This window comes from Roseovarius sp. (genome assembly GCF_965228755.1).
GTDB lineage: Bacteria > Pseudomonadota > Alphaproteobacteria > Rhodobacterales > Rhodobacteraceae > Roseovarius.
In genome coordinates, this window is sequence record NZ_CBDDIG010000008.1 from 142,944 (window position 1) to 167,523 (window position 24,580).

Annotated in this window: 24 protein-coding genes; 12 read left to right on the plus strand and 12 right to left on the minus strand. The window is 67.4% G+C overall.

The features are described from left to right. Positions 1–178: 178 nt before the first annotated feature. Positions 179–1,045, minus strand: a complete 867-nt coding sequence (serB, locus tag ACO07J_RS14480) for a phosphoserine phosphatase SerB (RefSeq protein WP_422030182.1) — start codon at positions 1,043–1,045, stop codon at positions 179–181. 71 nt (positions 1,046–1,116) lie between these two features. Beyond that, complete coding sequence (locus ACO07J_RS14485) at positions 1,117–1,974, minus strand: c-type cytochrome (RefSeq protein WP_422030184.1); 858 nt, start codon at positions 1,972–1,974, stop codon at positions 1,117–1,119. 276 nt (positions 1,975–2,250) lie between these two features. On the opposite strand from ACO07J_RS14485, the gene ACO07J_RS14490 reads away from it, so the two are divergent. After that, a complete protein-coding gene (locus ACO07J_RS14490; protein WP_422030186.1) occupies positions 2,251–3,405 on the plus strand; it encodes a phosphoserine transaminase in 1,155 nt (384 codons plus the stop codon). Positions 3,406–3,503: 98 nt separating this feature from the next. Beyond that, a complete protein-coding gene (serA, locus tag ACO07J_RS14495) occupies positions 3,504–5,099 on the plus strand; it encodes a phosphoglycerate dehydrogenase (protein ID WP_422030188.1) in 1,596 nt (531 codons plus the stop codon). Positions 5,100–5,459: 360 nt separating this feature from the next. On the opposite strand, the gene ACO07J_RS14500 is transcribed toward serA, so the two are convergent. Further along, positions 5,460–5,831, minus strand: coding sequence for a hypothetical protein (locus tag ACO07J_RS14500; RefSeq protein ID WP_422030190.1), 372 nt, complete (start codon positions 5,829–5,831; stop codon positions 5,460–5,462). 176 nt (positions 5,832–6,007) lie between these two features. Here ACO07J_RS14500 and ACO07J_RS14505 point away from each other — a divergent pair, with 176 nt between their 5' ends. From ACO07J_RS14505 to ACO07J_RS14520, 4 genes are all read left to right on the plus strand, one after another. Continuing rightward, entirely contained in the window at positions 6,008–6,700 is a 693-nt protein-coding gene (locus ACO07J_RS14505) for a metallophosphoesterase family protein (RefSeq protein WP_422030192.1), read from the plus strand. An 85-nt stretch (positions 6,701–6,785) separates the two neighbouring features. Further along, a complete protein-coding gene (locus tag ACO07J_RS14510) occupies positions 6,786–7,961 on the plus strand; it encodes an acetyl-CoA C-acyltransferase family protein (protein ID WP_422030194.1) in 1,176 nt (391 codons plus the stop codon). A gap of 240 nt (positions 7,962–8,201) precedes the next feature. Then, the gene (locus ACO07J_RS14515) at positions 8,202–8,927 is read left to right on the plus strand and encodes an STAS/SEC14 domain-containing protein (RefSeq protein WP_422030196.1); all 726 of its coding nucleotides are present in this window, start codon (positions 8,202–8,204) and stop codon (positions 8,925–8,927) included. A gap of 100 nt (positions 8,928–9,027) precedes the next feature. Then, positions 9,028–10,545 (plus strand): catalase, encoded by a 1,518-nt coding sequence (locus ACO07J_RS14520; protein WP_422030198.1) that lies wholly within the window; start codon positions 9,028–9,030, stop codon positions 10,543–10,545. A gap of 93 nt (positions 10,546–10,638) precedes the next feature. Here the strand turns inward: ACO07J_RS14520 and ACO07J_RS14525 are convergent, their stop codons facing one another. The 9 genes from ACO07J_RS14525 to ACO07J_RS14565 all read right to left on the minus strand — a co-directional run bounded on the left by ACO07J_RS14525 (position 10,639) and on the right by ACO07J_RS14565 (position 18,922). Continuing rightward, the gene (locus ACO07J_RS14525; RefSeq protein ID WP_422030200.1) at positions 10,639–11,502 is read right to left on the minus strand and encodes a D-amino-acid transaminase; all 864 of its coding nucleotides are present in this window, start codon (positions 11,500–11,502) and stop codon (positions 10,639–10,641) included. A gap of 70 nt (positions 11,503–11,572) precedes the next feature. Then, positions 11,573–12,538, minus strand: coding sequence for a M23 family metallopeptidase (locus tag ACO07J_RS14530; protein WP_422030202.1), 966 nt, complete (start codon positions 12,536–12,538; stop codon positions 11,573–11,575). Between the two features lie 25 nt (positions 12,539–12,563). After that, positions 12,564–13,529, minus strand: coding sequence for an N-acetyl-D-Glu racemase DgcA (gene dgcA / locus ACO07J_RS14535; protein WP_422030204.1), 966 nt, complete (start codon positions 13,527–13,529; stop codon positions 12,564–12,566). An 85-nt stretch (positions 13,530–13,614) separates the two neighbouring features. Continuing rightward, positions 13,615–14,616, minus strand: coding sequence for an N-acetyltransferase DgcN (gene dgcN / locus ACO07J_RS14540; protein ID WP_422030206.1), 1,002 nt, complete (start codon positions 14,614–14,616; stop codon positions 13,615–13,617). Between the two features lie 138 nt (positions 14,617–14,754). Next, on the minus strand, positions 14,755–16,020 hold the full coding sequence (locus ACO07J_RS14545; RefSeq protein WP_422030208.1) for an MFS transporter: 1,266 nt from the start codon (positions 16,018–16,020) through the stop codon (positions 14,755–14,757). A 108-nt stretch (positions 16,021–16,128) separates the two neighbouring features. Next, complete coding sequence (locus ACO07J_RS14550) at positions 16,129–17,121, minus strand: fatty acid desaturase (RefSeq protein ID WP_422030210.1); 993 nt, start codon at positions 17,119–17,121, stop codon at positions 16,129–16,131. Between the two features lie 73 nt (positions 17,122–17,194). After that, complete coding sequence (locus tag ACO07J_RS14555; RefSeq protein WP_422030212.1) at positions 17,195–17,449, minus strand: hypothetical protein; 255 nt, start codon at positions 17,447–17,449, stop codon at positions 17,195–17,197. Positions 17,450–17,536: 87 nt separating this feature from the next. Continuing rightward, positions 17,537–17,743 carry a cold-shock protein gene (locus ACO07J_RS14560; RefSeq protein ID WP_300893642.1) on the minus strand — a complete coding sequence of 69 codons (207 nt, stop codon included), beginning with the start codon at positions 17,741–17,743 and terminating at the stop codon, positions 17,537–17,539. Positions 17,744–17,938: 195 nt separating this feature from the next. After that, positions 17,939–18,922 carry a hypothetical protein gene (locus ACO07J_RS14565; RefSeq protein WP_422030214.1) on the minus strand — a complete coding sequence of 328 codons (984 nt, stop codon included), beginning with the start codon at positions 18,920–18,922 and terminating at the stop codon, positions 17,939–17,941. A gap of 363 nt (positions 18,923–19,285) precedes the next feature. Between ACO07J_RS14565 and ACO07J_RS14570 the strand changes: the two genes are divergently transcribed. The 6 genes from ACO07J_RS14570 (at position 19,286) to ACO07J_RS14595 (ending at position 24,491) form a co-directional block, all read left to right on the plus strand. Further along, entirely contained in the window at positions 19,286–20,245 is a 960-nt protein-coding gene (locus tag ACO07J_RS14570; RefSeq protein WP_422030216.1) for an L-malyl-CoA/beta-methylmalyl-CoA lyase, read from the plus strand. Between the two features lie 176 nt (positions 20,246–20,421). Beyond that, positions 20,422–21,168, plus strand: coding sequence for an SDR family NAD(P)-dependent oxidoreductase (locus ACO07J_RS14575; protein ID WP_422030218.1), 747 nt, complete (start codon positions 20,422–20,424; stop codon positions 21,166–21,168). 56 nt (positions 21,169–21,224) lie between these two features. Continuing rightward, positions 21,225–22,151 (plus strand): branched-chain amino acid ABC transporter permease, encoded by a 927-nt coding sequence (locus tag ACO07J_RS14580; RefSeq protein ID WP_422030220.1) that lies wholly within the window; start codon positions 21,225–21,227, stop codon positions 22,149–22,151. Further along, complete coding sequence (locus tag ACO07J_RS14585; protein ID WP_422030222.1) at positions 22,148–23,092, plus strand: branched-chain amino acid ABC transporter permease; 945 nt, start codon at positions 22,148–22,150, stop codon at positions 23,090–23,092. The genes ACO07J_RS14580 and ACO07J_RS14585 overlap by 4 nt, the downstream gene beginning before the upstream one ends. Continuing rightward, positions 23,089–23,796: an ABC transporter ATP-binding protein gene (locus ACO07J_RS14590; protein WP_422030224.1), complete on the plus strand. Its 708-nt coding sequence runs from the start codon at positions 23,089–23,091 to the stop codon at positions 23,794–23,796. Before ACO07J_RS14585 ends, ACO07J_RS14590 begins: the two co-directional genes overlap by 4 nt. Further along, positions 23,796–24,491, plus strand: coding sequence for an ABC transporter ATP-binding protein (locus ACO07J_RS14595; protein ID WP_422030226.1), 696 nt, complete (start codon positions 23,796–23,798; stop codon positions 24,489–24,491). The genes ACO07J_RS14590 and ACO07J_RS14595 overlap by 1 nt, the downstream gene beginning before the upstream one ends. Positions 24,492–24,580: the final 89 nt, after the last annotated feature.

Genomic DNA, 24,580 nt, shown 5'->3' on the forward strand with positions numbered 1-24,580 from the left:
GGCGGGAGACAGCGGCGCGGCGCCGCCCCCGGCATTCGCCAGACCGCGCGGGCAGGCGGGAAACCGCTGAGCTGTCGGAGGGCCAGAGGTGGGCATGGTTGGCGGTCGGGGGGTGGCGGAAAATTGGAATTTTCCGGCCCGTTTTCTTCGAAGAAAACGGGGACGCGCGCCTGGCTCGTCAGGCGAACTCCGCCCGCGCGTAGCCCTGCAGGAACAGCAGCGCCGTCAGGTCGCCGTGGTTGATGCGCACGTCGCATTGGGCGGCGACGGAGGGCTTGGCGTGGAGGGCGACGCCGGTGCCCGCAAGCTCGAGCATCCCGAGGTCGTTGGCGCCGTCGCCCACGGCGATCACGTCTGCCGGCGTGAGGGCGAGGCGGGCGGTGATCTCGTGGAGGGCCTGCACCTTGGCGTCGCGGCCGAGGATGGGCTGGGCGACGTGGCCCGTCAGCGTGCCGTTCTCGATCAGCAGGGTGTTGGCGCGGTTCTCGTGAAAGCCGAGCTCCTCGGCCACTTTCGCGGTGAAATTGGTGAAGCCGCCGGAGACCAGCGCGGCATGGGCGCCGTGGGCCTTCATGGTCGAGAGCAGTTCGCGCCCGCCGGGCATGTAGGTGATGCGGGAGGCGAGCACCTCGGCGATGACGGTCTCGGGCAGGCCCTTGAGCAGGGCGACGCGTTCGGTCAGCGCGCCCTCGAAATCCAGCTCGCCGTTCATCGCGCGGGCGGTGATGTCGCGGACATGGGGGCCGACGCCGGCCTCCTCGGCCAGTTCGTCGATGCATTCCTGCCGGATCATGGTGCTGTCCATGTCGGCGAGCAGCATCTTCTTCGCCCGGTTCTCGGCGGGCTGGATGACGAGATCGGTGGCGCCCTTCTGCAGGTCCTCCCACACTTCCCAGCGGTTGCCGGGGAGCGCCTCCATCGGGAATTCGGCGGCCTCGTCGGGGGAGAGCCATTGCGCGTCGCCGCCGCCCCAGGCGTTGCGCAGGCTGTCGACGAGCGCGGGCTGCAGCGTGCCGCGCGGGGCGATCAGGGTGGCGATGTACATTGGGCGGCCCTCCGTCGGTTCAGGTGTCGCTGCGGGATAGACCACAGGCACCGGCGGAGGGCCAGCGGGTTTTAGCTGCCGCCGGTGTCCACGTCGGGCAGGGGCGGCAGGGTGCGCAGGTAGAGGATGAGGGCGGCGAGGTCGTCCTCGGTCATCTTCGCGAGGTAGCGGTAGGGCATCGGTGGCATCATCGGCGCGCCGTCGGGGCGCTGGCCCCTGGTGATCATCCCGGCCAGGTCGGCGTTGGTGTAGTCGGCCAGCCCGTCGGCATGGCTGGTGAGGTTGGGCGCGACGGAGATGCCCCACGGCCCCTCGAAGACAAAGCCGCCGCGGCCGAGCTCGTCATGCAGCAGCGCCCCCTGCGGCCCGCGCGGGGTGTGGCAGTCGACGCAGTGCCCCACCGCCCCGGCGAGGTAGGCGCCGTATTCCGCCGTCACCCCGCGGGGGATGTCGGCGACGGTTTCGACCGGCGGGCCCCAGGCGGGCGGCAGGGGGATGCGGTATTCGGAGGCCTCGACGGTGTTCTCGACCGCCGGCACGGTGCGGAGATAGGCGACGATGGCGGCGAGGTCGGTATCGGAGAGGTCGCGGTACATCTCGAACGGCATCGGCGGGCCGATCAGCGAACCGTCGGGGCGCAGGCCCTCGCGGATGGCGCGGGCGAGCTCGGCATCGCTCCACCCGGCGATGGGACCGCCGGGGGTGATGTTGGGCGCGCGGGCGGTGAACTCGGGCCGCTCGACGACGAGGCGGCCGGAGAGGGCCTGGCCCGGCAGGGGCTGGCCCGCCTGGTCGATGGGCGAGTGGCAGTTGCCGCAGCCGGCGGGCCCCTCGACGAGGTAGGCGCCGCGTTCCTCGGGCGTTTCGGCATGGGCGGCGAGGGGGAAGGTGGAAAGGGCAAGCGTGGCGATGAGCGTGGGAAGACGCATCTGGCTGATCCTGATGGTCCGGGCCCCGGTTTTCCCTTCACGATTCGGGGCGGGCGGACGTTGCGGTGACGTGGGGGCAGCCTAGCAGGTCGGCGCCCACGCTCTGGCGGGTTTGCGACCGGCCGGTTTCCGATCGGAACCGAAAGCGTCGCAAACTGACATCAAACCGGCGCTGGGGGGCGATTTCTGCGCTTGCAAAGGCCGGGAAAGAGACTTACTCCCATCCGTGGGACACCCCTCCCCAACGAGGGGCGCTTATCTGGAAGGGTAGCAGCAATGGCTATTTCGCAACCGGCAACGCGGCCGGGTAATCCGCGTTTCTCCTCTGGCCCCTGTGCCAAACCCCCCGTTTTCAAGCTCGAGAATCTGAAGGACGCGCCGCTGGGCCGCTCTCACCGTGCCGCTGTCGGCAAGGCCAAGCTGAAGGCCGCGATCGAGGGCACGCGCGAGGTTCTGGGCATTCCGGAAGATTACAAGATCGGCATCGTGCCGGCGTCGGATACCGGCGCGGTGGAAATGGCGATGTGGAACCTCTTGGGTGAGCGCAAGGTCGAGATGCTGGCCTGGGAAAGCTTCGGCTCTGGCTGGGTCACCGACGTGGTCAAGCAGCTGAAGCTCGATGCCGAGGTGAAGACCGCCGAGTATGGCGAGATCGTCGACCTCGAGGCTGTCGATACCGACAATGACGTGGTGTTCACCTGGAACGGCACGACGAGCGGCGTTCGGGTGCCGAATGGCGACTGGATCAAGAGCGACCGGGCCGGGCTGACCATCTGCGACGCCACGTCGGCCGCGTTCGCGCAATACCTGCCGTGGGACAAGCTGGATGTGACCACGTTCAGCTGGCAGAAGGTGCTGGGCGGCGAGGCCGCGCATGGCATGCTGATCCTCAGCCCGCGGGCGGTGGAGCGGCTGGAAAGCTACACCCCGTCCTGGCCGTTGCCGAAGATCTTCCGGCTGACCAAGGGCGGCAAGCTGATCGACGGGATTTTCGAGGGCGCGACGATCAACACGCCGTCGATGCTGGCGGTGGAGGATTACCTGCTGGCGCTCGACTGGGCGCAGTCGGTGGGCGGCATGGAGGGGCTGCGCGAGCGGGCCTATGCCAACCTGGCCGCGGTGCAGTCTTTCGTGGCCGAGAATGACTGGATTTCCTTCCTGGCGAAGGAGCCGGCGATCCGGTCGAACACCTCGGTCTGCCTGAAGTTCACCGACGACCGGATCAAGGACGGTGCCGGCTTCGCCAAGGCCGTGGCCAAGCGGCTGGAGGCGGAAGAGGTGGCATTCGACATCGGTTCCTACCGCGATGCGCCGGCCGGCCTGCGGATCTGGTGTGGCGGGACGGTGGAGACATCGGACGTCAGCGCGCTGATGCCGTGGATCAAGTGGGCCTACGAGGCCGAGATCGCGGCGCTGTCAGAGACCGCGTGAGACCGGTGCCGGGCTGAAGCCCGGCCTACGAGATGTTCCGTAGGGCGGGCTTCAGCCCGCCACACTTCGACCAATTTCAATCTAAAGGACCAGGAAAAATGGCTCCCAAGGTACTTGTTTCCGACAAGCTGTCGGACACCGCAGTTCAGATCTTCCGCGACCGGGGGATCGATGTCGACTTCATGCCCGAGCTGGGCAAGGACAAGGACAAGCTGGCCGAGGTGATCGGCGAGTATGACGGCCTTGCCATCCGCTCGGCCACCAAGGTGACGGCGAAGCTGCTCGAGAACGCCACCAACCTGAAGGTGATCGGCCGGGCCGGGATCGGCACCGACAATGTCGACAAGGAGGCCGCGTCGAAAAAGGGCATCATCGTGATGAACACGCCCTTCGGCAACATGATCACCACGGCCGAGCATGCCATCGCGATGATGTTCTCCGTCGCCCGCCAGATCCCCGAGGCGAGCGCCTCGACCCAGGCCGGGAAGTGGGAGAAGTCGCGCTTCATGGGGGTCGAGCTGACCGGCAAGACGCTGGGCGTGATCGGCGCCGGGAATATCGGCGGGATCGTGTGCGACCGGGCGCGGGGCCTCAAGATGAAGGTGGTGGCCTATGACCCGTTCCTGAGCCAGGAGAAGGCCGACAAGATGGGGGTCGAGAAGGTCGAGCTGGACGAGCTGCTGAAGCGCGCGGATTTCGTGACGCTGCACGTGCCGCTGACCGAGCAGACGAAGAACATCCTGTCGCGCGAGAACCTGGAGAAGATGAAGAAGGGCGCGCGGGTGATCAACTGTGCCCGCGGCGGGCTGGTCGACGAGGAGGCGCTGGCCGATCTGCTGAAGTCGGGCCATATCGGCGCCGCCGCCTTCGACGTGTTCACGGTGGAGCCGGCGACGGAGAACCCGCTTTTCGGCCTGCCCAACGTGGTTTGCACGCCGCATCTTGGCGCCGCGACGACCGAGGCGCAGGAGAACGTGGCGCTGCAGGTGGCCGAGCAGATGTCGGATTACCTTCTGACCGGCGCCGTCAGCAACGCGCTCAACATGCCGTCGGTGACCGCCGAGGAAGCCAAGGTGATGGGCCCCTGGCTCAAGCTGTCGGATCACCTTGGCGGGTTCATCGGCCAGATGACCGACGAGCCGATCAAGGCGATCAACATCCTCTATGACGGTGTGGTGGCCGACATGAACCTCGAGGCGCTGACCTGTTCGGCGGTGGCGGGGATCATGAAATCGGTGAACCCGGAGGTGAACATGGTCTCGGCGCCGCTGATGGCCAAGGAGAAGGGCGTGAAGATCTCGACCACCCGGCAGGACAAGTCGGGCGCCTTCGAGGGCTATATCAAGCTGACGGTGGTGACCGACCGGCGCGAGCGGTCGATCGGGGGCACGGTGTTCTCGGACGGCAAGCCGCGCTTCATCCAGATCAAGGGGATCAATATCGACGCCGAGATCGGGGCGCATATGCTCTACACCACCAACAAGGACGAGCCGGGGATCATCGGCACGCTGGGCCAGACCATGGGCGAGAACGGCGTGAACATCGCCAACTTCACCCTGGGCCGGTCGGCGGCGGGGGGCGAGGCGATTGCTTTGCTCTATGTCGATGCGCCGGTGGGCAAGGACGTGATCGCCAAGCTGCACGCGACGGGCAAGTTCCAGCAGATCGCGCCGTTGCAGTTCGACGTGGTTTGAGGGGGTTTCGTCATTGGACGAGGGAAACGCCGCCTTTCGGGGCGGCGTTTTTTTTGTGGGAGGTTTTCGGCGGGTAAAGGGGCGTGCCCTGCGCGGAATCGAGGGCGAAGCCCGCCGCGCATCGACCACTGGCCGGCAGGCGATTGCCTGCAATCGCCGAGAGGTGGGCCGTACCGTCGCACCAGAGGTGCGCCGCCCAAATCCGGCACGCCTCTGGCGTGACGGCACGGCGATTGGGTGAGGTTAGCGCGACGCTGACAGGACAGAGGTGCACTGCGGGCATAAAGCGGCGGCCGGCGGCGTTGGTTCGCCGCGCCACGGCCCGACGATGCGCGGCTCCTCGGGCGCCCCGTGCCTCTCCTACCCCGCGTGTGCCCCGCGCAGGACCACCACGAGGAAGGCCAGCATCCCCAGCGCCGAGATGACCGAGCCGGCGACGGCAAAGGCCGGGGTACCGCCCTCGATGGCCAGCGCGATGCCGGGGATCATCAGCGCGAGCCCCGCAACCGAGAGCAGGAAATGCACCGTGGGCAGGAGCCCCACATCGGCCCCCGGCACCGCGTGGTAATAGAAGGCGAAGACCGAGAAGGCCACGAAGCCCAGGAGGTTGAGATGGCCATGGGCGGGGGAGAGGGAGTGATCCTCGATCCCCGACATGTAGAGCCCCCAGCTCATCCCGGCGAGTGCCGCGATCAGGCCGAGCACCATGAACCAGAGCGATAATCCCTTCATTGTTCCGTCTTCCCCGATTGTTCCCCCTGCAGCGCAGAGTGCGGCATGACGCCCCGTAAGGCAAACAGGGGCAGACCCGCCGGGCCGGGTTCGGGGCGAGGTGAGACCGCCATGCCATACCCCCCGCCGGGCCGAACCGGGTTGCGCCGCGCCGCGAGACCGGCCACCAATGGCGCATGAGTATCCTCGCCATCCCCGATATCCACGGCTACCGGTCCGAGCTTGACCGGGTGCTGGCCCTGGCCGACGCGCAGTGCGGCGCGGAGGCCCGGATCGTCTTCCTCGGCGACCTGACCGACCGGGGCCCCGACAGCCGGGGGGTGATCGCGCGGCTGATCGAGGGGATGGACGCGGGGCGCGACTGGGTCGTGCTGCGGGGCAACCATGACCAGATGTTCCTCGATTTCCTGCGCGATCCCGGGCCGGGGGCGCGGTGGCTGAACGACAATATCGGCGGGCGCGAGACGCTGGTCTCCTATGGTGCGGGCGAGGCGATGGCGGCGGGCGACTGGGGCGGCGTTGCCGCCTGCGTGCCGCGGGCGCATCGCGATTTCCTGGCCGGGCTGCCCTTCAGCCACGAGACGGAGGCGCAGTTCTTCGTTCATGCCGGCATCCGCCCCGGCGTGCCGCTCGACATGCAGGAGATCGACGACCTGCTGTGGATCCGGCACGAGTTTCATGGCAACACGCGCGATCACGGCAAGCTGATCGTGCATGGCCACACGCCGATCGAGCAGCCCGCGCATTACGGCAACCGGGTCAACCTCGATGCCGGGGCGGGATTCGGGCGGCCGCTCAGCGTCGCGGAGATCGAGGGGCGCGAGGCCTGGCTGTTGACGGCGGAGGGACGGGTGCCGCTGGCCCCCTGAGCGGGTTGCGACGCGAGGTCCTGTTTGCGTCCGGCATCCTGCAGTATACCGTGGGCAACGACATCGAATCCTGCAGGAGCTTCCCATGACCGACATCGTTCTTCTCGACGGCGCGCGCACCGCCATCGGCACTTTCGGCGGATCGCTGGCGGGCACGCCGCCGACCGCGCTGGGCGCGCATGTGGCCAGGGCCGCGATGGAACGCTCGGGCGTCGAGCCGGGGCAGATCGGGCACGTGGTTTACGGCACCGTGATCAACACCGAGCCGCGCGACATGTACCTGTCGCGGGTGGCGGCGATGGAGGCGGGCATTCCCGACACGACGCCCGCGATGAACGTGAACCGGCTGTGCGGCTCGGGCGCGCAGGCGATCGTGTCGGTGGTGCAGGCGCTGATGCTGGGCGATGCCGAGTTCGGGCTGGCCGGCGGGGCCGAGAACATGAGCCGGTCGCCCTTCATCGTGCCGGATCAGCGCTGGGGCGCGAAGATGGGCGACGTGCGGACGTTGGACATGATGCTGGGCGCTTTGAATTGTCCGTTCGGCACCGGGCATATGGGCGTGACCGCCGAGAACGTGGCAGGCGAGCATGATGTGAGCCGCGAGGATCAGGATGCCTTTGCGCTGGAGAGCCAGAAGCGGGCGGCGAAGGCCATCGAAGAGGGATATTTCAAGTCGCAGATCGCGCCGATCGAGGTGAAGGTGAAGCGCGACATGGTGCCGTTCGAGACGGATGAGCACCCCAAGCCGACGACCGCCGAGGGGCTGGCCGGGCTGCGGCCGGCCTTCCAGAAGGATGGCAGCGTGACGGCGGGCAACGCGAGCGGCATCAACGATGGTGCGGCGGCGGTGGTGCTGGCCCGCGCCGACGCGGCGGAGAAGGCGGGTCTGAAGCCGAAAGCGCGCGTACTGGGCTATGCCGTGGCGGGTGTGCGGCCCGAGGTGATGGGCATCGGGCCTGTGCCGGCGGTCGAAAAGCTGATGGAGAAGACGGGGCTGAAGGCGGGCGATTTCGACGTGGTGGAATCGAACGAGGCCTTCGCCGCGCAGGCGATTGCGGTGAACAAGGGGCTTGGGCTGGACCCGGCCAAGGTGAACCCAAATGGCGGGGCGATTGCGCTGGGCCACCCTGTCGGGGCGACGGGGGCGATTTTGACGGTGAAGGCGCTTTACGAGCTGGAGCGGATCGGCGGGAAGACGGCGCTGATTACCATGTGCATCGGCGGCGGTCAGGGTATCGCGCTGGCGATCGAGCGGCTCTGAGCCGGGGCCGGCCCGGGGTTTGACGCGGAGGTCCCGGGTCAAGCCCGGGACGGGTCGTATTGGAGCGCCCCGGCCCTGAGCCGGGGCCTCTTTCGTTGCGCCGAGATCCCGGGTCGAGCCCGGGACGGGGCGGACGGGCCACGCGCGGGGAATGGCCGGTGCGCGGCGGTCCCCTTTCGCGACCGGCCCCGGCCTTCCTATATCGGGCATGTTCTCACCCCCGTTGGAAGGACCATCCCGATGATCGAGACCAAGCAGACCGGCGACCACGGCATCCTCGAGATCCGCATGACGCCGCCCGTCACCGACGCCGACTATACCGACAGCCTGATCCCCGCCATCGACGCCGCCATCGAGCAGCATGACCGCGTGCGCATCCTCGCCATCGTCGAGGCCGGGTTCTCCGATTTCACCCTTGGCGCGATGCTGAAGGACGCGCGCACCGGGCTCAAGCACTGGCGCGGCTTCGACCGGGCGGCGCTGGTGACCGACAACAGCGCCATGCGCAATGCCGTGGGCGCGTTTTCCGTCTTCCTGCCCTGCCCGGTGGGCAAGTTCGCCATGGCCGAGCTGGAGGAGGCGCGGCGCTGGCTGCGCGAAAGCCTCGGCACCATCCAGCAGGAGGAGATCGGCGACGGTATCCTGCATATCAGCCTGCGCGGCAAGCTGGATGGCGAGGCCTATGCCAACGACCTTGAAGACCTCAACCGCTACATGGCGCGGCACGACAAGCTGCGCCTGCTGATCGACCTGCGGGATTTCGACGGCTGGCAGGGGTTCGGGGCGCTGAAGGATCATTTCGACCTGGTGCGCGGCCATGCCTCGCGCGTCGAGCGGGCCGCGATCGTCGGCAGTGCCGGCTGGCAGGAGATGGCCGTGGGCATCGGCAAGCGCGCCTTCGGCTTCGACGCCCGGCATTTCGGCGGGACGGAGTTCGACAAGGCGAAGGCGTGGCTGGCCGGCTGAGCCGCGCCGGCGGGGCCGCTTCACGCAAGGGCAGGCGGCCCGGCCGGAACCTGGGCTGACCGGCAACCGTTGGTTTCGTGACAGATGAGAGAGGCTGACCATGACCGACGACAGGAGAACGCCCCCCACAACCACCGACGCAGGCATCAGGGTTCAGAGCGACGAGCATTCGCTGACCGTGGGGCCGGACGGGCCGATCGTGCTGAACGATCACTACCTGATCGAGCAGATGGCCAACTTCAACCGCGAGCGCATTCCGGAACGCCAGCCCCACGCCAAGGGCTCGGGCGCGTTCGGGCATTTCGAGACCACGCAGGACGTGTCGAGATACACCAGGGCCGGCATCTTCCAGCCCGGCGCCAAATGCGAGGTGGTGGTGCGGTTCTCGACCGTCGCGGGGGAGCGCGGCAGCCCCGATACCTGGCGCGACCCGCGCGGCTTCTCGGTCAAGATGTACACCGAGGAGGGGAATTTCGACATGGTGGGGAACAACACCCCCATCTTCTTCGTCCGCGACCCGATGAAGTTCCAGCATTTCATCCGCAGCCAGAAACGCCGCGCCGACAACGACATGCGCGACCATGACATGCAGTGGGATTTCTGGACGCTGTCGCCCGAAAGCGCGCACCAGGTGACCTACCTGATGGGCGACCGGGGCATTCCGCGCACCTGGCGCGAGATGAACGGCTATTCCAGCCACACCTATTCGCTGGTCAATGCCGAGGGCGAGAAGTTCTGGGTCAAGTTCCACTTTCACACCGATCAGGGCGACGGCAACGCCTATCTCAGCCAGGAGGAGGCCGACAAGCTGGCGGGCAGCGACGGCGACTATCACCGCCGCGACCTGTTCAACGCGATTGCCGAGGGCAACGCGCCGTCATGGACGCTGAAGTGGCAGGTCATGCCCTACGAGGATGCCAGGACCTACCGCATCAACCCGTTCGACCTGACCAAGGTCTGGCCGCATGACGACTATCCGTTGATCGAGGTCGGCAAGCTGGTGCTGGATCGCAACCCCACCGATTTCCACACCGAGATCGAGCAGGTGGCGTTCGAGCCCAACAACATGGTGCCGGGCGTGGGGCTTTCGCCCGACAAGATGCTGCTGGCGCGCGGGTTTTCCTATGCCGACGCGCACCGCGCGCGGCTGGGGGTGAACTACAAGCAGATCCCGGTGAACGCGCCGAAATCGCCGGTGCACAGCTATACCAAGGATGGCGACATGCGCACCGAGAAGGTGGCCGACCCGGTCTATGCGCCGAACTCCTATGGCGGGCCGGCGGCGGAACCGCAGAGGGGCGGCGAGGCCGGCACGTGGCACGCCGATGGCGACATGGTGCGCCAGGCCTATACGTTGCGGAAGGATGACGACGACTGGACCCAGGCGGGCATCCTCGTGCGCGAGGTGATGGACGATGCGATGCGCGAGCGGCTGGTGGGCAACGTCGTGGGCCATCTCTGCGACGGGGTCAGCGAGAAGGTGCTGCAGCGGGCGTTCGAGTACTGGCGCAACATCGACAAGGATGTCGGCGACCGGATCGAGAAAGGCGTGCGCGAGCAGCTCGGCGGCACGTCCGACGCGCCGGGGATGGCCTCGGCGAAGAGTATCGGGGGGTAGCCGTCAGGGGCGTGGCGCGCCCGGAAAATTCGAATTTTCCGGGCCCGTTTTCTGCGCAGAAAACGGGTCACCGCCAGTCGGGAGGCAGTGCGCTCAGATCGCCGCCTTCAGGCTCTCCTCGAGGTAGATCTCCCGCAGCCGCTTCGATACGCGCCCCGGCGTCCCGTCGCCGAGGCTGGCCCCGTCGATCTCCACCACCGGCATGACGAAAGTGCTGGCCGAGGTGATGAACGCCTCGTCGGCCTCTTTCGCCTCGTCGATGGTGAACGACCGTTCCTCGACCGCCATCTGCGCCTCGCGGGCAAAGCGCAGCACGGCGGCGCGGGTGATCCCGTGGAGGATGTCGGTCGACAGCTCGCGGGTGATGATCTTGTTGCCCTTGACGATATAGGCGTTGTTGCTGGTGCCCTCGGTCACCTTGCCGTCCTCGATCATCCACGCATCGTCACAGCCCGCCTTCTTGGCCATCATCTTGCCCATCGAGGGGTAGAGGAGTTGCGTCGTCTTGATGTCGCGCCGGCCCCAGCGGATGTCGTCGATGCTGATGACCTTCAGGCCGGTCTTGGCCGCCGGGCTGTCGGCCAGCCCCGGCTTGGCCTGGGTGAACAGCACCAGCGTCGGCTTGACCTCCTCGGGGTCGGGGAAGGCGAAATCGCGGTCGGCGGCGGCGCCGCGGGTGACTTGCAGGTAGATCAGCCCGTCCTCGATCCCGTTCACCCGCACCAGCTCGCGGTGGATCTCGAGCAGGTCGTCGAACGCCTCGGGCTTCTGCATGTCGAGCTCGTTCAGCGAGCGTTCCAGCCGCTTCAGGTGCCCGTCGAAATCGATCAGCTTGCCGCCCAGCACGCTGGTCACCTCGTAGACCCCGTCGGCCATCAGGAAGGCCCGGTCGAAGACCGACACCTTGGCCTCGGTCTCGGGCAGGTATTCTCCGTTCACGTAGACGGTTCTGGTCATGGGGTCTGGTCCTTTCGTTTTATAGCCTCTTCCGACGATCCGCATCCCGGGTCAAGCCTCTCGCCACCGGTCATGCGCCGCCCTTTATCATGTCTCCGCGTATCCGCACCGCGCCGCCGATCAGAAGTGGCAACGGCGCGCCGGAAATCGGTGCCGCCCCGGGCGCTGCCGGTCGCTGGGCGTGAATATGGAGGTGCGGCTCCATCGTCTGGCCCGAGTTGCCCACCTCCGCCAGCGCCGCCCCGGCTTCGATTCTGTCGCCGGGCGCGACGCGCAGGCTGCCCTGTCGCAGATGCGCCATCACGATCACCGCCCCGTCACAGGCCAGCATCACGTGATTGCCCAGCTTGTTGTCGCTGTCCATCTCCGGCACCGGCAGGTCGGGCCTGTCGTTCTCGACCGCCAGAACCTCGCCGGTGCAGGGCGCCCGCAGCGCCGCCCCGAAGATCGCATAGCGCGCCGGGTCTTCCGGCCGAAGCCCATCGGCCCGCCGCCCGCCGGGGCCAATTCCGAAGACATCGACCGCGTAGGACTGCCCGCGCCAGTCGCGATACCGCGGCACGCTCTCGTCGAGCGTCCGCATATGGGCGTTGAACAGCGGGGCATGGCCGCCATGCGCCACAAGATAGCGCCCCGGCCCGAACGGGTTGGATATCCCGGCGGCCTCGAGGCCCTCGGGCACCTGCCGCGCGTTCATCAGCTGCGCTGCAACCCAGCCGCCCGCCACCACCAGAACAAGCGAAACGCCCAACCCGGCACGCCCGGCAATTCCCCCGGGCCACACCGGCCGCCCCTTCAGCGCCCCGCGCCAAAGGCTCACCAGCGCGGCTATGACGAAAAGCGCCCCCAGCACCAGCGGCATCCACCAGCCCGTCACCGCCCATTGCGCGATCCGCGCGATTGCCCAGACGGCCGCACCGACGCCCGCGAACCGCGCCAGCCAGCCCGCCACGCTGTTCGGCGGCCACAGGACAAGCCAAAGGATCAATGCCAGCGGCGCCACGATCTGCAAAAGGATGGCAGGCAGAACCGGCATACCTCTGCGCGCCCCCGTATCCGCCTCAGCCCCAGAGTGCCGCCGACGGCGGATGCACCCCGGCCTCGTCGAAAGTCAGCGGTTCCTCCCGGTCTTCGGCCAGAAGCAGCGGGCCGTCAAGGTCTGTCACCATCGCGCCCTGCGCCACCAGCACGGCGGGGGCCATGGCGAGGCTCGAGCCGATCATGCAGCCGACCATGATGGCGTAGCCCTCGGCCCTTGCCGCCTGCCGCAGGGCCAGCGCCTCGGTCAGGCCGCCGGTCTTGTCGAGCTTGATGTTGACCACGTCGTACTTGCCCTTGAGCCCCGGCAGGCTGGCGCGGTCGTGGCAGCTCTCGTCGGCACAGACCGGCACGGGCCGCTCCATCCCCAGCAGGGCGTCATCCTCGGCGGCCGGCAGGGGCTGTTCCACCAGCGCCACGCCCAGTCGCACCAGGTGCGGGGCGAGGTCGGCGTAGATATCGGCGCTCCACCCCTCGTTGGCGTCGACGATGATCTTGGATTTCGGCGCGCCGGCGCGGACGGCTTCCAGCCGGGGCATGTCGTCGGGGGTGCCCAGCTTGATCTTCAGAAGCGGCCGGTGGGCGTGTTTTGCCGCCTGTGCGCGCATCTTCTCGGGCTTGTCCAGCGACAGGGTATAGGCCGTCACCTCGGGCCCCGGCACGTCGAGACCGGCGAGATCCCAGGCGCGGACGCCCGCCTGTTTCGCCTCGAGATCCCACAGGGCGCTATCCACCGCGTTGCGGGCCGCGCCCGCCGGCAGCAGGTCGTAAAGCGCCTCGCGGTCGAACTCCGCCGGAAGCCCCTCGATCTCGGCCGTCACGCTGTCGAGCGTCTCGTCGTAGCGGGCGTAGGGCACGCATTCGCCCCAGCCGGTCACGCCGTTCTGGCTGATCCGCACGGTCAGCACCTGTGCCTCGGTCCGGGAGCCGCGGCTGATGGTGAAGACCTGCGCCAGTCTGAAGACGTCCCGCGTTACCGTGAGTTCCATGTCATCCCGTCCCGGACTTGATCCGGGACCTCCCCGTTTCCTGGCCAGAGGCCCCGGGGCAGGCCCGGGGCGCGTAGCATGTGTGTCAGAGCGCCGCCAGCGCGTCGACCAGCTTGCCCGAGCCGAAGCGGTAGGGGTCGGTGGCGGGCAGGCCCATCTCTTCCTCGACCTTGGCGAGATAGGCTTTCGCCTCGTCCTCGGCCATGTGCTGGGTGTTCACCGACACGCCCACAACCTGGCAGGCGGGGTTGGCGATCCGCGCCAGCGGCAGGGCGGTGTCGCGGAGCTGTTGCAGGCTGGGCAGCTGGTAGTCGGGCAGGCCGCGCATATGCGCCCGGGTCGGCTCGTGACACAGGATCAGCGCGTCGGGCTGGCCGCCATGGATCAGGGCCATGGTCACGCCGGAAAAGCTGACATGGAAGAGCGAGCCCTGCCCCTCGATCATGTCCCAGTGATCGTCGTCATTGTCGGGCGTCAGCCACTCGATCGAGCCGGCCATGAAATCGGCGATCACCGCGTCGAGCGGCACGCCTTCGCCGGTGATCAGGATGCCGGTCTGGCCGGTGGCGCGGAAGGTGGCCTTCATGCCGCGCTCGGTCATGTCGCGTTCCATCGCCATCGCCGTGTACATCTTGCCGACGGAGCAGTCAGTGCCCACCGCAAGGCAGCGCTTGCCGCGGCGTTTCTTGCCGTCGGCGATGGGGTACTTGACCGACGGCACGCGCACGTCGTGCAGCTTGCGCCCCGTCGCCTCGGCGACGGCCCTCAGGTCGGGCTCGTCGCGCAGCAGGTTGTGCAGGCCGGAGGCGAGGTCGAAGCCCTCTTCCAGCGCGGTGACCAGCACCTTCTTCCATTCCTGCGAGATCACCCCGCCGCGGTTGGCCACGCCGATCACCAGCGTCTTGGCGCCTGCCGCCTTGGCGTCTTCCAGGGTCATGTCGGTGAGGCCCAGGTCGGCGCCGCAGCCTTCCAGGCGGAACTGGCCCACCGCGTGTTCCGGGCGCCAGTCGCGGATGCCGATGGCGACCTTGGCGGCCAGCATGTCGGGCGCATCGCCCAGGAAGAGGAGGTAGGGGGTCTCGATCATCGCGCGTCTCCTTGTCGACCGGCGGCGGGGCCGCGGGCGGGAATCAGTTTTGCGGCAGTTTCCATGGAAACCGCCGCGATGTCCTCTTTGATTCGGCACCGTAGCCGGGAATCAGCGCAAGATTGTTCGAACTTTCGGCTAAGTGTGCGAAGATTCATCGCTTTCCTGATCCGGCGCGCCCTCGTCTTCGGCATAAACCTCGGCCTGCAGCATGCCCGGCTGGGCGATGCCGATGACACCGGTCGGCCTGACCTCGCCAGTCTCCTCCGGCGCGTCGGAGCGCACCCGCCGCGTCACCGCCAGCAGCACCGTGGCCACGCCCACCACGGCCAGCATCAGCGGCAGGCCCCGCCCGTCGAACAGCTTCAGCGTGTTGGGCCCGATCAGCATCCCGAACACCTGCCCGAACTGCAGAAGGAACGCCATCGTCCCGGCGGCGGGCACCACCTGGCCGGGGCTGAGCTGGTCGTTGGCGTGGGCCGCGAGGATGGAATAGACCGGCAGCGTCACCGCCCCGATCACCGCGAAGCCCACCAGGATCGACATCGGCCTTGTGTCCAGCGCCATCCACAGCGCCGCCACCACCGACACGGCCGCCATGCCGATCACCACGTAGCGCCGGTCGGTCTGGTCCGAGATCCAGCCCAGCGGGTATTGCGACACCGCCGCCGCGACCATCGCCACCACCAGCGCGAAGGAGGCCTGCGCCTCGGAAAACCCGTTCTGCAGCGCGTAGAGCGGCAGCGAGATGAACCACGCCACCACGCCCGCGCCCATGATGACGATGCCCAGCACCGCCATGGGCGAGACCTTGTAGAGCCGCCGGACCGGCATCCGGTCGGGGGCGGTGTATTCCGGTGCCCGGTTGTTCGACAGCAGAAGGGGGACGATCGCCACCGACAAGAGGATCGAGCAGAGGCCGAAGAGCAGGTTGCCCTTGGGGTCGGGCAGGGCGACCATGGCGGTGCCCAGCGCCGGGCCCGCCGACTGGATGATGAAATAGACCGACAGCACCTGCGCCCGGATGCGGTTTTCCGTCTTGGCGTTGAGCCAGCTTTCGGTGATCACGTAGAGCCCCGGGAAGCACGCCCCCGCCAGCAGCCGCATCGCCCCCCAGCTGATCGGATCACTTGTCAGCAGGTGGGCAATCGCCGCCACCGACACCATCGAGGCCAGCGCCGAGAAGACGCGGATATGCCCCACCTTCTCGATCAGCCGCGGGGTCAGCACCGTGCCCGCCAGCGCGCCCAGCGGGTAACAGGCCTGCATCAGCGAGATCTCGAGGTCGGAGAAGCCCAGCACGCTGCCCCGGATGGTCAGCAACGTGACGAGCATCCCGTTCCCCACCATCAGGAACAGCATGCCCAGGAACAGGGCCCAGTTGTCGATCAGGGCGCGTCTCATGCCTCCGCTTTGTCACGGGGCGGAGTGGGGCTGCGCCTGCGTTTCCGACAAACCGTGTCGCTGGGGGGACAGGGTGGGACTTCGGCCCGAAGCCCCGCCCGGCCGCCTTCAGGCCACCGACCGCGCCCCGGCGAAGGAGACCAGCCGCCGGCTTTTCTCGTCCCACAGGTGGAGCCGGGCGCAGCGGATGCTGTCCATCAGCGTCAGCCGCTTCATCTGCGCCAGGATGTCGTGATCGCGCAGCACCTCGGTCAGCCGGTAGAAGGGGATGCGGCTGGCCATGTGGTGCACGTGGTGCACGCCGATATTCGCCGTGATCCAGCGCAGCACGCCCGGCAGGTCGTAATAGGAACTGCCATGCAGCGCCGCCTCCTGGATGTTCCAGTCTTCCTCGCGGTCCCAGTGGGTGTCCTCGAACTGGTGCTGGACGTAGAACAGCCACATCCCCGCCATCGCCGCCAGAAGCGTCGTCGGCAGGTAGATCAGCAGCACCACGTCGGCCCCGCCCAGCCACGCCAGGAGCGCCACCACCGCGGCGATGGCAAGGTTGGTGCCCATCGCGCTGAACCAGTAGCGCCAGCCCGAGCGCATCAGCCCGGCCGGCACCCGGTGTTGCAGGAAGAAGGTGTAGAACGGCACGATCCCGAACAGGAAGACCGGGTTCCGCACGAGGCGATAGCCGGCCCGGCCGAGGCGGGTTTTCTCGCGGTATTCGCGCACCGTCAGCGTCGGCAGGTCGCCCACCCCGCGCCGGTCGAGATTGCCCGAGGAGGCGTGGTGGATGGCATGGGTGCGCCGCCACACGTCATAGGGGGTCAGTGTCAGCACGCCAATGCCGCGCCCGACCCAGTCGCCCAGCTTGCGATCCTTGAAGAACGCGCCGTGGCCGCAATCGTGCTGGATCATGAACAGCCGCACGAGGAAGGCGGCGTTGACCAGCGCCACCGGCAGCGAGAGCCACGGGCTGATCGTGTGCGCCCACCAGGCCAGCGCCCAGAGCCCGAGAAAGGGCAGCAACGTGACGGCGAGTTCGAGAAGGCTGCGCAGGGGGAAGGGCTCGCGGTACTGCGCGAGCGTGCGGGTCCAGTCTGAAGGTCTCAATCCGATACCTTTCCGTGGGAGGATGACGTGAATTTTCGGCCCGGTGAGGCTGAAGGCGGCGCGGCGCCGCCGGTCAGGACGGGCCTGACGTGGCCCGGGCTTTCTTGCGCGCAGTCTTGGGGATCGGGGGCGTCTCGTCAACCGCCGCGTCGTCGGCCGGGTCATTGGCGCGGGCCAGCCGCGCCTCGCGCAGGCGTTCGGTCTTGAGATCGCGCTTGGCGGTCTCGTCGTCGATGATGTCCCACGCGGCGCGCGTGGTCTTTTCCAGAAGCGTTTCGGCCCGCGTCGGTGTCCCGGCGGCCGCTCCGGGCTTGGTGGGTTTCGGCATCGCGTCGTCTCCTGTTCCTGTTGCTCAAATGAAAAGACGGGGGAAGCCGCCTGGCCGCCCCCGTCCCGGTCGTCACGTGTTCACGGCTTATGCCAGGGCGAGGTTGCCCGCCGATTCCCGCCCGTCGCGGCCGCTTTCGATATCGAAGGTCACGGCCTGCCCATCGTCGAGCCGGTGAATGCCAGCCCGTTCGAGCGCGGAGGCATGAACGAACACGTCCTTGCTGCCGCCCTCGGGGGCGATAAAGCCGAAGCCTTTGGATTGGTTGAACCATTTCACGGTGCCATTGGCCATCGTGTCGTCTCCTGTCTGTGGTGTCACCCGCAAGATGCGGTGACCTGGCTCAGTGTCGTCATAAGAACAGCTGAAGCCCAGGGGAAACAGATGGTCGAAGGAAGATGCTTCACCCCTTTGACATAGGGTGCCCCGTGCCGCTCCGCAATGGCGCGGCCCGATTAAACCGGATCGAAGGCGGGCCGCCGCCCGCGCCTATTCCAGCGTGGCGCTGCCCACGTTCACGTCCTTGAAGTAGAGCTGGTACTCGCCCGAAGCGCCCGAGCCGAGGAAATAGAAAGTCCGCTCGATCTGGCCCGAGGTGCCTTCGCCCTGCCAGTTGGTGGTGCTGGAATTGCTGCTCGACAGCGTCAGGCTCCCGCCGTTGTTGCGCGCCTCGCCCACCAGCGCCAGCGGCAGCCCCTCGGGCCCCACCAGCCAGACATGTTTCGAGGTGAAGGCGGCGGCGTTGCTCTCGTTCAGCCGGTCGGCCTTGAGGTCGCGCTTGGGGGTCAGGTTCATGTCGACCTTGACCAGCTTGCCGATCAGCGGCGTGACCCGCCCGGGCACCGACTGCGCGCGAGAGCCGCGGTCGGTCGTTACCTCGTCGGCCAGCGACAGGCCAGTGATCTCGATATCCCACAGGCTGCCGGCCTGCGGAAGCTCGGTCACCTCGCCCGACAGGTCGAGGGGAAACTCGACGGTGGGCTCGTCCCGCTTGCCGATGACCAGGGTGGCTTCCATCGCGTCCGAAGGGACGGTGAAGACGGCCTCGAGGTAGGTGTCGTTGTCGACATCCGGCCATTTCCGGTCACGGTTCACGTTTATCGAGGCGGTCGAGGTGCGCACCTCGGGGAACCAGTCCATCGAGCCCCAGGGCTGCAGGTATTCCTCCGGGTCGGTCTGGCCCGGCAGCTTCAGCTTGATGTCGTTGCCGCCGTAATAGCTGACCCGCTTGATCTCCTCGGTCCATTCGACGTCGAGCAGGATGTGCATGTAGACGAAATCGTGGTCCGGCCCGCTTTCCAGCACCTCGACGGCGCAGCAGACGAGGCTGTCATCGGCGCTGTAGTTGCGCACCTTGTCGAGGCGGGTGATCTCGGTCGACTTGATCGACAGGGGCGGCGGCGCGGCCTCCTGCGACTGGGCGGGGATGGCGAGGGAGAGGGCGGGCAGGGCCGCGAGGATGAGGGAACGCATTGCTGGTATCTCCGAAAAGGGAACAGGTTGTCTGAAATGGTGCGGCCCGTAACGGGCCATGGCACGGCGGGTATCATGCGCCATCCCGGCGACCGGTCAAGCCTACATCTCGTGGGTTAACGCGCCGTGCGCCACATGAACCGGGGTGGGTGCGGTGCAAAACACCGACGAAATACCGACGTTATACCGACGTGAAACCGATGCGCTATGGCCCTTGTTTTACTGGGCTTAACCCCGATTCGTAGCGGAATGGCGGTGCAGCGGTTTTTCTGCACCCGCAAAATGGTTGCGATTGCCCCGGCAATTTTATACCGGTTGCGGCGAACCTGACGCAATTTCCGAACCCTTCGAGAGGTGCCCGACATGAGCTTCCGCCTGCAACCCGCCCCGGCCTCCCGCCCCAACCGCTGCCAGCTCTTCGGGCCCGGCTCGAACGTCAAGCTCTTTGAAAAGATGGCCGCCTCCGCCGCGGACGTCATCAATATCGACCTCGAGGATTCCGTCGCCCCCACCGACAAGGCCGCGGCCCGTGCCAACACCGTCAAGGCCATCAACGAGGTCGACTGGGGCAACAAGACCCTGTCGGTGCGGATCAACGGGCTGGATACCGAGTGGTGGTATCGCGACGTGGTCGACCTTCTGGAACAGGCGGGCGACCGGCTTGACCAGATCATGATCCCCAAGGTGGGCTGCGCCGCCGACATCTACGCCGTCGATGCGCTGGTCACGGCCATCGAAAAGGCGAAAGGGCGCGAAAAGCCCATCAATTTCGAGGTGATCATCGAATCCGCCGCCGGCATCGCCCATGTCGAGGAAATCGCCGCCGCCTCGCCCCGGCTGGTGGCCATGAGCCTCGGCGCAGCCGATTTCGCGGCCTCGATGGGCATGTCCACCACCGGCATCGGCGGCACGCAGATCAACTACTACATGCTGCAGAACGGGCAGAAATACTGGGCCGATCCGTGGCACTGGGCCACCACCGCCATCGTCGCGGCCTGCCGCACCCATGGCGTTCTGCCGGTCGACGGCCCGTTCGGCGATTTCTCGGACGACGACGGCTTCCGCGCCCAGGCGCGGCGGGCGGCCACGCTGGGCATGGTGGGCAAATGGGCCATCCACCCCAAGCAGATCGCGCTGGCGAACGAGGTTTTCACCCCTTCCGACGAGGCGGTTCAGGAAGCCCGCGAAATCCTGCAGGCGATGGAGGATGCCAAGGCCCGCGGCGAGGGGGCGACCACCTACAAGGGCCGCCTCGTCGACATCGCCTCGATCAAGCAGGCCGAGGGCATCGTGCGCCAGGCCGAGATGATCGACGCCCTGTAGGAGGCGTTCCGCCGGCGGCGCTTTCGGGACGCCTCCGGCGGGAGTATTTGGGGAAAGATGAAGCCTGACGCGTGCTTCTTCTGGCCGAAAATATCCCGGGGGACGTTGAAATTCCCCGGAATTTCAACGTGGGGCAGCGCCCCAAGCCACGGTGAGACCAGATGGGAGGGACAGGGATGAAAACAGCCATCGTCACAGGCGCGGCCCGCGGGATCGGGCTGGCGACCACGAAACAGTTTCTCGACCAGGGCTGGCGCGTGGTCATGATCGACCGCGACGAGCCGGCGTTGGCGGAGGAGGCCGGCAGGCTGGCGGAGGTCGACCCGGTGGTCTGCGACGTCTCGCAGCCCGAGCAGGTGGCGGAAATGGCCCGGCATGTCGGCGAGAGTTGCGAGAGCGTCGATGCGCTGGTGAACAATGCCGGCGTCGCCGATTTCGGGCCGATCGGCGAGACCGGCTTTGACCGCTGGCGCACGGTGATGGAAACCAATCTCGACGGGGTCTTCCTGGTCACGCAGGCGCTGACCCCCGCGCTGGCCGGGGCGAAGGGGGCGATCGTCAACATCGCCTCGATCTCCGGCCTGCGCGCCTCGACCCTGCGGGTGGCCTATGGCACGTCGAAGGCCGGGGTCATGGCGCTGACGCAGCAACAGGCGGTGGAGCTTGGCGAAAAGGGCATCCGCGCCAATTGCGTCTGCCCCGGCCCGGTGCGCACCAAGCTGGCCATGGCCGTGCACAGCCAGGCCATCATCGACGCCTATCACGACGCGATTCCGCTGAACCGCTATGGTTCGGAGGACGAGATCGCCAGCGTGATCACCTTCCTCTGCTCGCCCGGTGCCAGCTATGTCACGGGCCAGATCATCGCCGTCGATGGCGGTTTCGAGGCCACCGGAATAGGCCTTCCCGCCCTGCGCCAGTAGATCGCCTTCCATTTCGCTTGCCCTTCGCGGATGAGCCGGGCAATCCTTGGCGCAAGATGGAATTGGGTCCCTACATTCTTCTGGCCTCGCTCGAGGGTGCGGTCACGGCGGCGGTGCTTGCGCTGACGGCCGTGGGCCTCAGCCTCGTGTTCGGCGTGATGCGTGTGGTCAACATCGCCCATGGCGAGTTCTTCATGCTTGGCGCGGTGATCGCGTGGTTCGTGGCCCAGACGGTGGGCGGGCATCCGGCGCTGGGCTTTGTCGCGGCACTGGTGATCGCGCCGCTTGTCGTCGGCGCCATCGCGGCGGCGGCGGACATGACGATCCTGAAGCGGATCGACTATGACCCCGAGCGCACGATCGTTGCCATGATCGGCCTGCTGTACATCATCCAGCAGCTGACGCTGATGACCTATGGCCCCGAGGCGCGCCCGGTCGAGGCGCCGTTCAACCAGCGGCTTGCCCTGCCCTGGTTCGAATGGGGCGAGGAAGGGTTCGAATTCTACTTCCCCTGGGGCCTGTCGACGACCACCTACAAGCTGGCGGTGATCGGCGCGGCGGCGGTGGTTCTGATCGGCGTCTGGCTGATGATGGCGCGCACGCGGATCGGCCTTCTGATGCGGGCCACGCAGGCCGACCGCGACATGGCGCTGGCCTTCGGCATCCCGGTGGAGCGGGTCTACGCGCTGGTCTTCGGCATCGGTGCGGCGCTGGCGGCCTTGGCCGCCGTGCTGATCGTGCCGATCCAGCAGGCGCATTACCTGATGGGGGCCGACCCGCTGCTCTTGAGCTTCATCGTGGTCATCATCGGCGGCTTGGGCAGCCTGCCCGGCACGGTGGTCGCCGCCATCTTCATCGGGCTGAGCGACGGCATCATCTCGGTCTTCTTTTCGCCGACACTTGCCAAGATCCTCGCCACCCTGCTGGTCGGCCTCGTGCTGGTCTTCCGCCCGCAGGGCCTGTTCGGGACGCGCGCGTCATGAGTGCGACGGCGAAGTCCCTTACCCTGCATCTCGGCCTGCTGGCGGTGCTTTTCGCGCTACAATTCGTGCTGCCCGCCTATCACCACGGCAATATCGCCCGGATCATGGTGCTGGCGAGCTATGCGGTGGGGTACAACATCCTCTTCGGCTATACCGGCCTGCTGAGCCTTGGCCACGCCCTGTTCTTCGCCGCCGGCATGTACGGCATGGGGCTGACCATCCAGCACGCGGGGTTCACCCCGGCGCCCGCCCTGATCGTCGGCATCCTTGCCGGCGCGGTCGTGTCGGCCATCCTGGCGCTGCTGGCGCTGCGGACGACGGGCGTGGCCTTCCTGATCGTGACGCTGATGTTCGCGCAGGCCGGGTACCTGACGATCCTCTATTTCGGCGAGTATACGCGCGGCGACGAGGGCTTTGTCATCCAGGCCTTCGACCGGATGCTCTGGGGCATCGACCTCAGCAATCCCGAGAACCGGTATTTCGCCGCCTGGGGGCTGTTCGCCGTTTGCCTGCTGCTCTGCCTCCGCCTTGTCCGCGCGCCCTTCGGCAAGACGCTGGTGGCGATCCGCGAGAACGAGGAGCGGGTCCGGATGCTGGGCTACAACACCTTCGCCCACAAGCTGGGGGCGATGGTGATATCCGGCACGATCTCGGCCGCGGCGGGGGCGTTCTATGGCCTGCTTTTCGGCTATGCCGGGGCGAGTTTTGCCAGCGTGCAGTATTCGATCTTTCCGCTTCTGTGGGTGCTTTTGGGCGGGGCGGGCACGGTGCTGGGGCCGTTCGTGGGCACGCTCTTCATGTTCTACCTGATCGACCTGAGTTCAGGCGTCACCACTGCCTACCTGCTGATCGTCGGCGTGGCGCTGGTGCTGCTGACGCTCTTCGCGCCGCAGGGCCTGACCGGAGAGCTGCGCCGCCGGGTCTGGAGGTGGCTGCCATGACGCTGCTTTCGACGCGCGGCCTGTCGAAGCGTTTCGACGGGCTGAAGGCCGTGACGGATGTGGATTTCGACCTCGAGGAGGGCGAGGTGCGCGCGCTGATCGGGCCGAACGGGGCGGGGAAGACGACGCTGGTGGGGATGATCTGCGGTCGCATCCCGCCGTCTTCCGGGACCGTGCAGTTCGACAAAGCCGACATCACGGCGCTGCCGGCGCACAAGCGCATCTTGCGGGGGATGGCCTATACGTTCCAGATCACCTCGGTCTTCGCCCGGCTTCCGGCGGCCGAGAACGTGGCGCTGGCCGCCCGCCGCCGGTTGCAGGGCGAGGCGGTGGAGGCGGCGGTGGAGGATGCGCTGGCCCGCGTCGGGCTGCGCGACCGCCGCGACGAGGAGGCGGGGAACCTCAGCTATGGCCACCAGCGGCTGCTGGAGATCGCCATGGGGCTGGTGCAGCGGCCGCGCCTGCTGATCCTCGACGAGCCGACGCAAGGTTTGGCCGACAGCGAGATCGAGGCGTTCAAGGCGCTCATCCGCGAGCTTTCGGCCGAGGCCACGATCCTGCTGATCGAGCACAACATGAGCGTGGTGATGGAAACCGCCGACCGCGTCACCGTGCTCAATTTCGGCGAGGTGCTGGCCGAGGGGACGCCGCAGCAGATCCATGAAAACGACGCCGTGCAGGCGGCCTATCTGGGGACGGGATGATGCTGGAGCTGGATGCCGTCAACGCGGGATATGGCCGGGCGCAGGTGCTGCGGGACTTGTCGCTGAAGGTCGAAGCCGGTGAAATCCTCTGTCTTCTCGGTCGCAACGGGGCGGGCAAGACGACGACGATGCAGGCGATCATGGGGTTGCTGCCGCTGATGTCAGGGCGGGTGGTGCTGGACGGCACCGACGTGAGCAAACTGCCCCCGCACGAGGTGCCGCGCCACGGCATCGGATATATCCCGCAGGGGCGGCGGCTCTTCTCCGGCCTGACGGTGGCGCAGAATCTCGAGATCGGCCTGCGCGTGCGCGGCTCGGGCAAGGACGTGCTGGAAGAGGTGCTCGACCTTTTCCCCCGGCTGCGCGAACGGATGGACCAGAAGGCGCAGACCCTGTCGGGCGGCGAGCAGCAGATGCTGGCCACTGCCCGCGCGCTCTGCCTGCGGCCCAAGGCGCTGTTGTTGGACGAGCCGACCGAGGGGTTGCAACCCTCGATGATCGAGGCGATCCGGCAGGTGATCGTCAAGATGCGCGCGGCCGGCGTGGCGATCCTGCTGGTGGAACAGCGGGTCGATGCGGTGCTGTCGGTGGCCGACCGGGTGGCGTTCATCGAGAACGGGCGCAACGGCGAGGTGATGCCGGCCGAGGCGCTGCGCCGCGATCACAGCATCGTCGACCGCTACGTGGGCGTCTGAGGGCGGGGCGCGCGTTGTTGCAGGACTTTGGTTAATCTTTCGGCAGATGGTGCGGGCCACGGCGCAACCCTGTCTTTGTGTTGACTGTC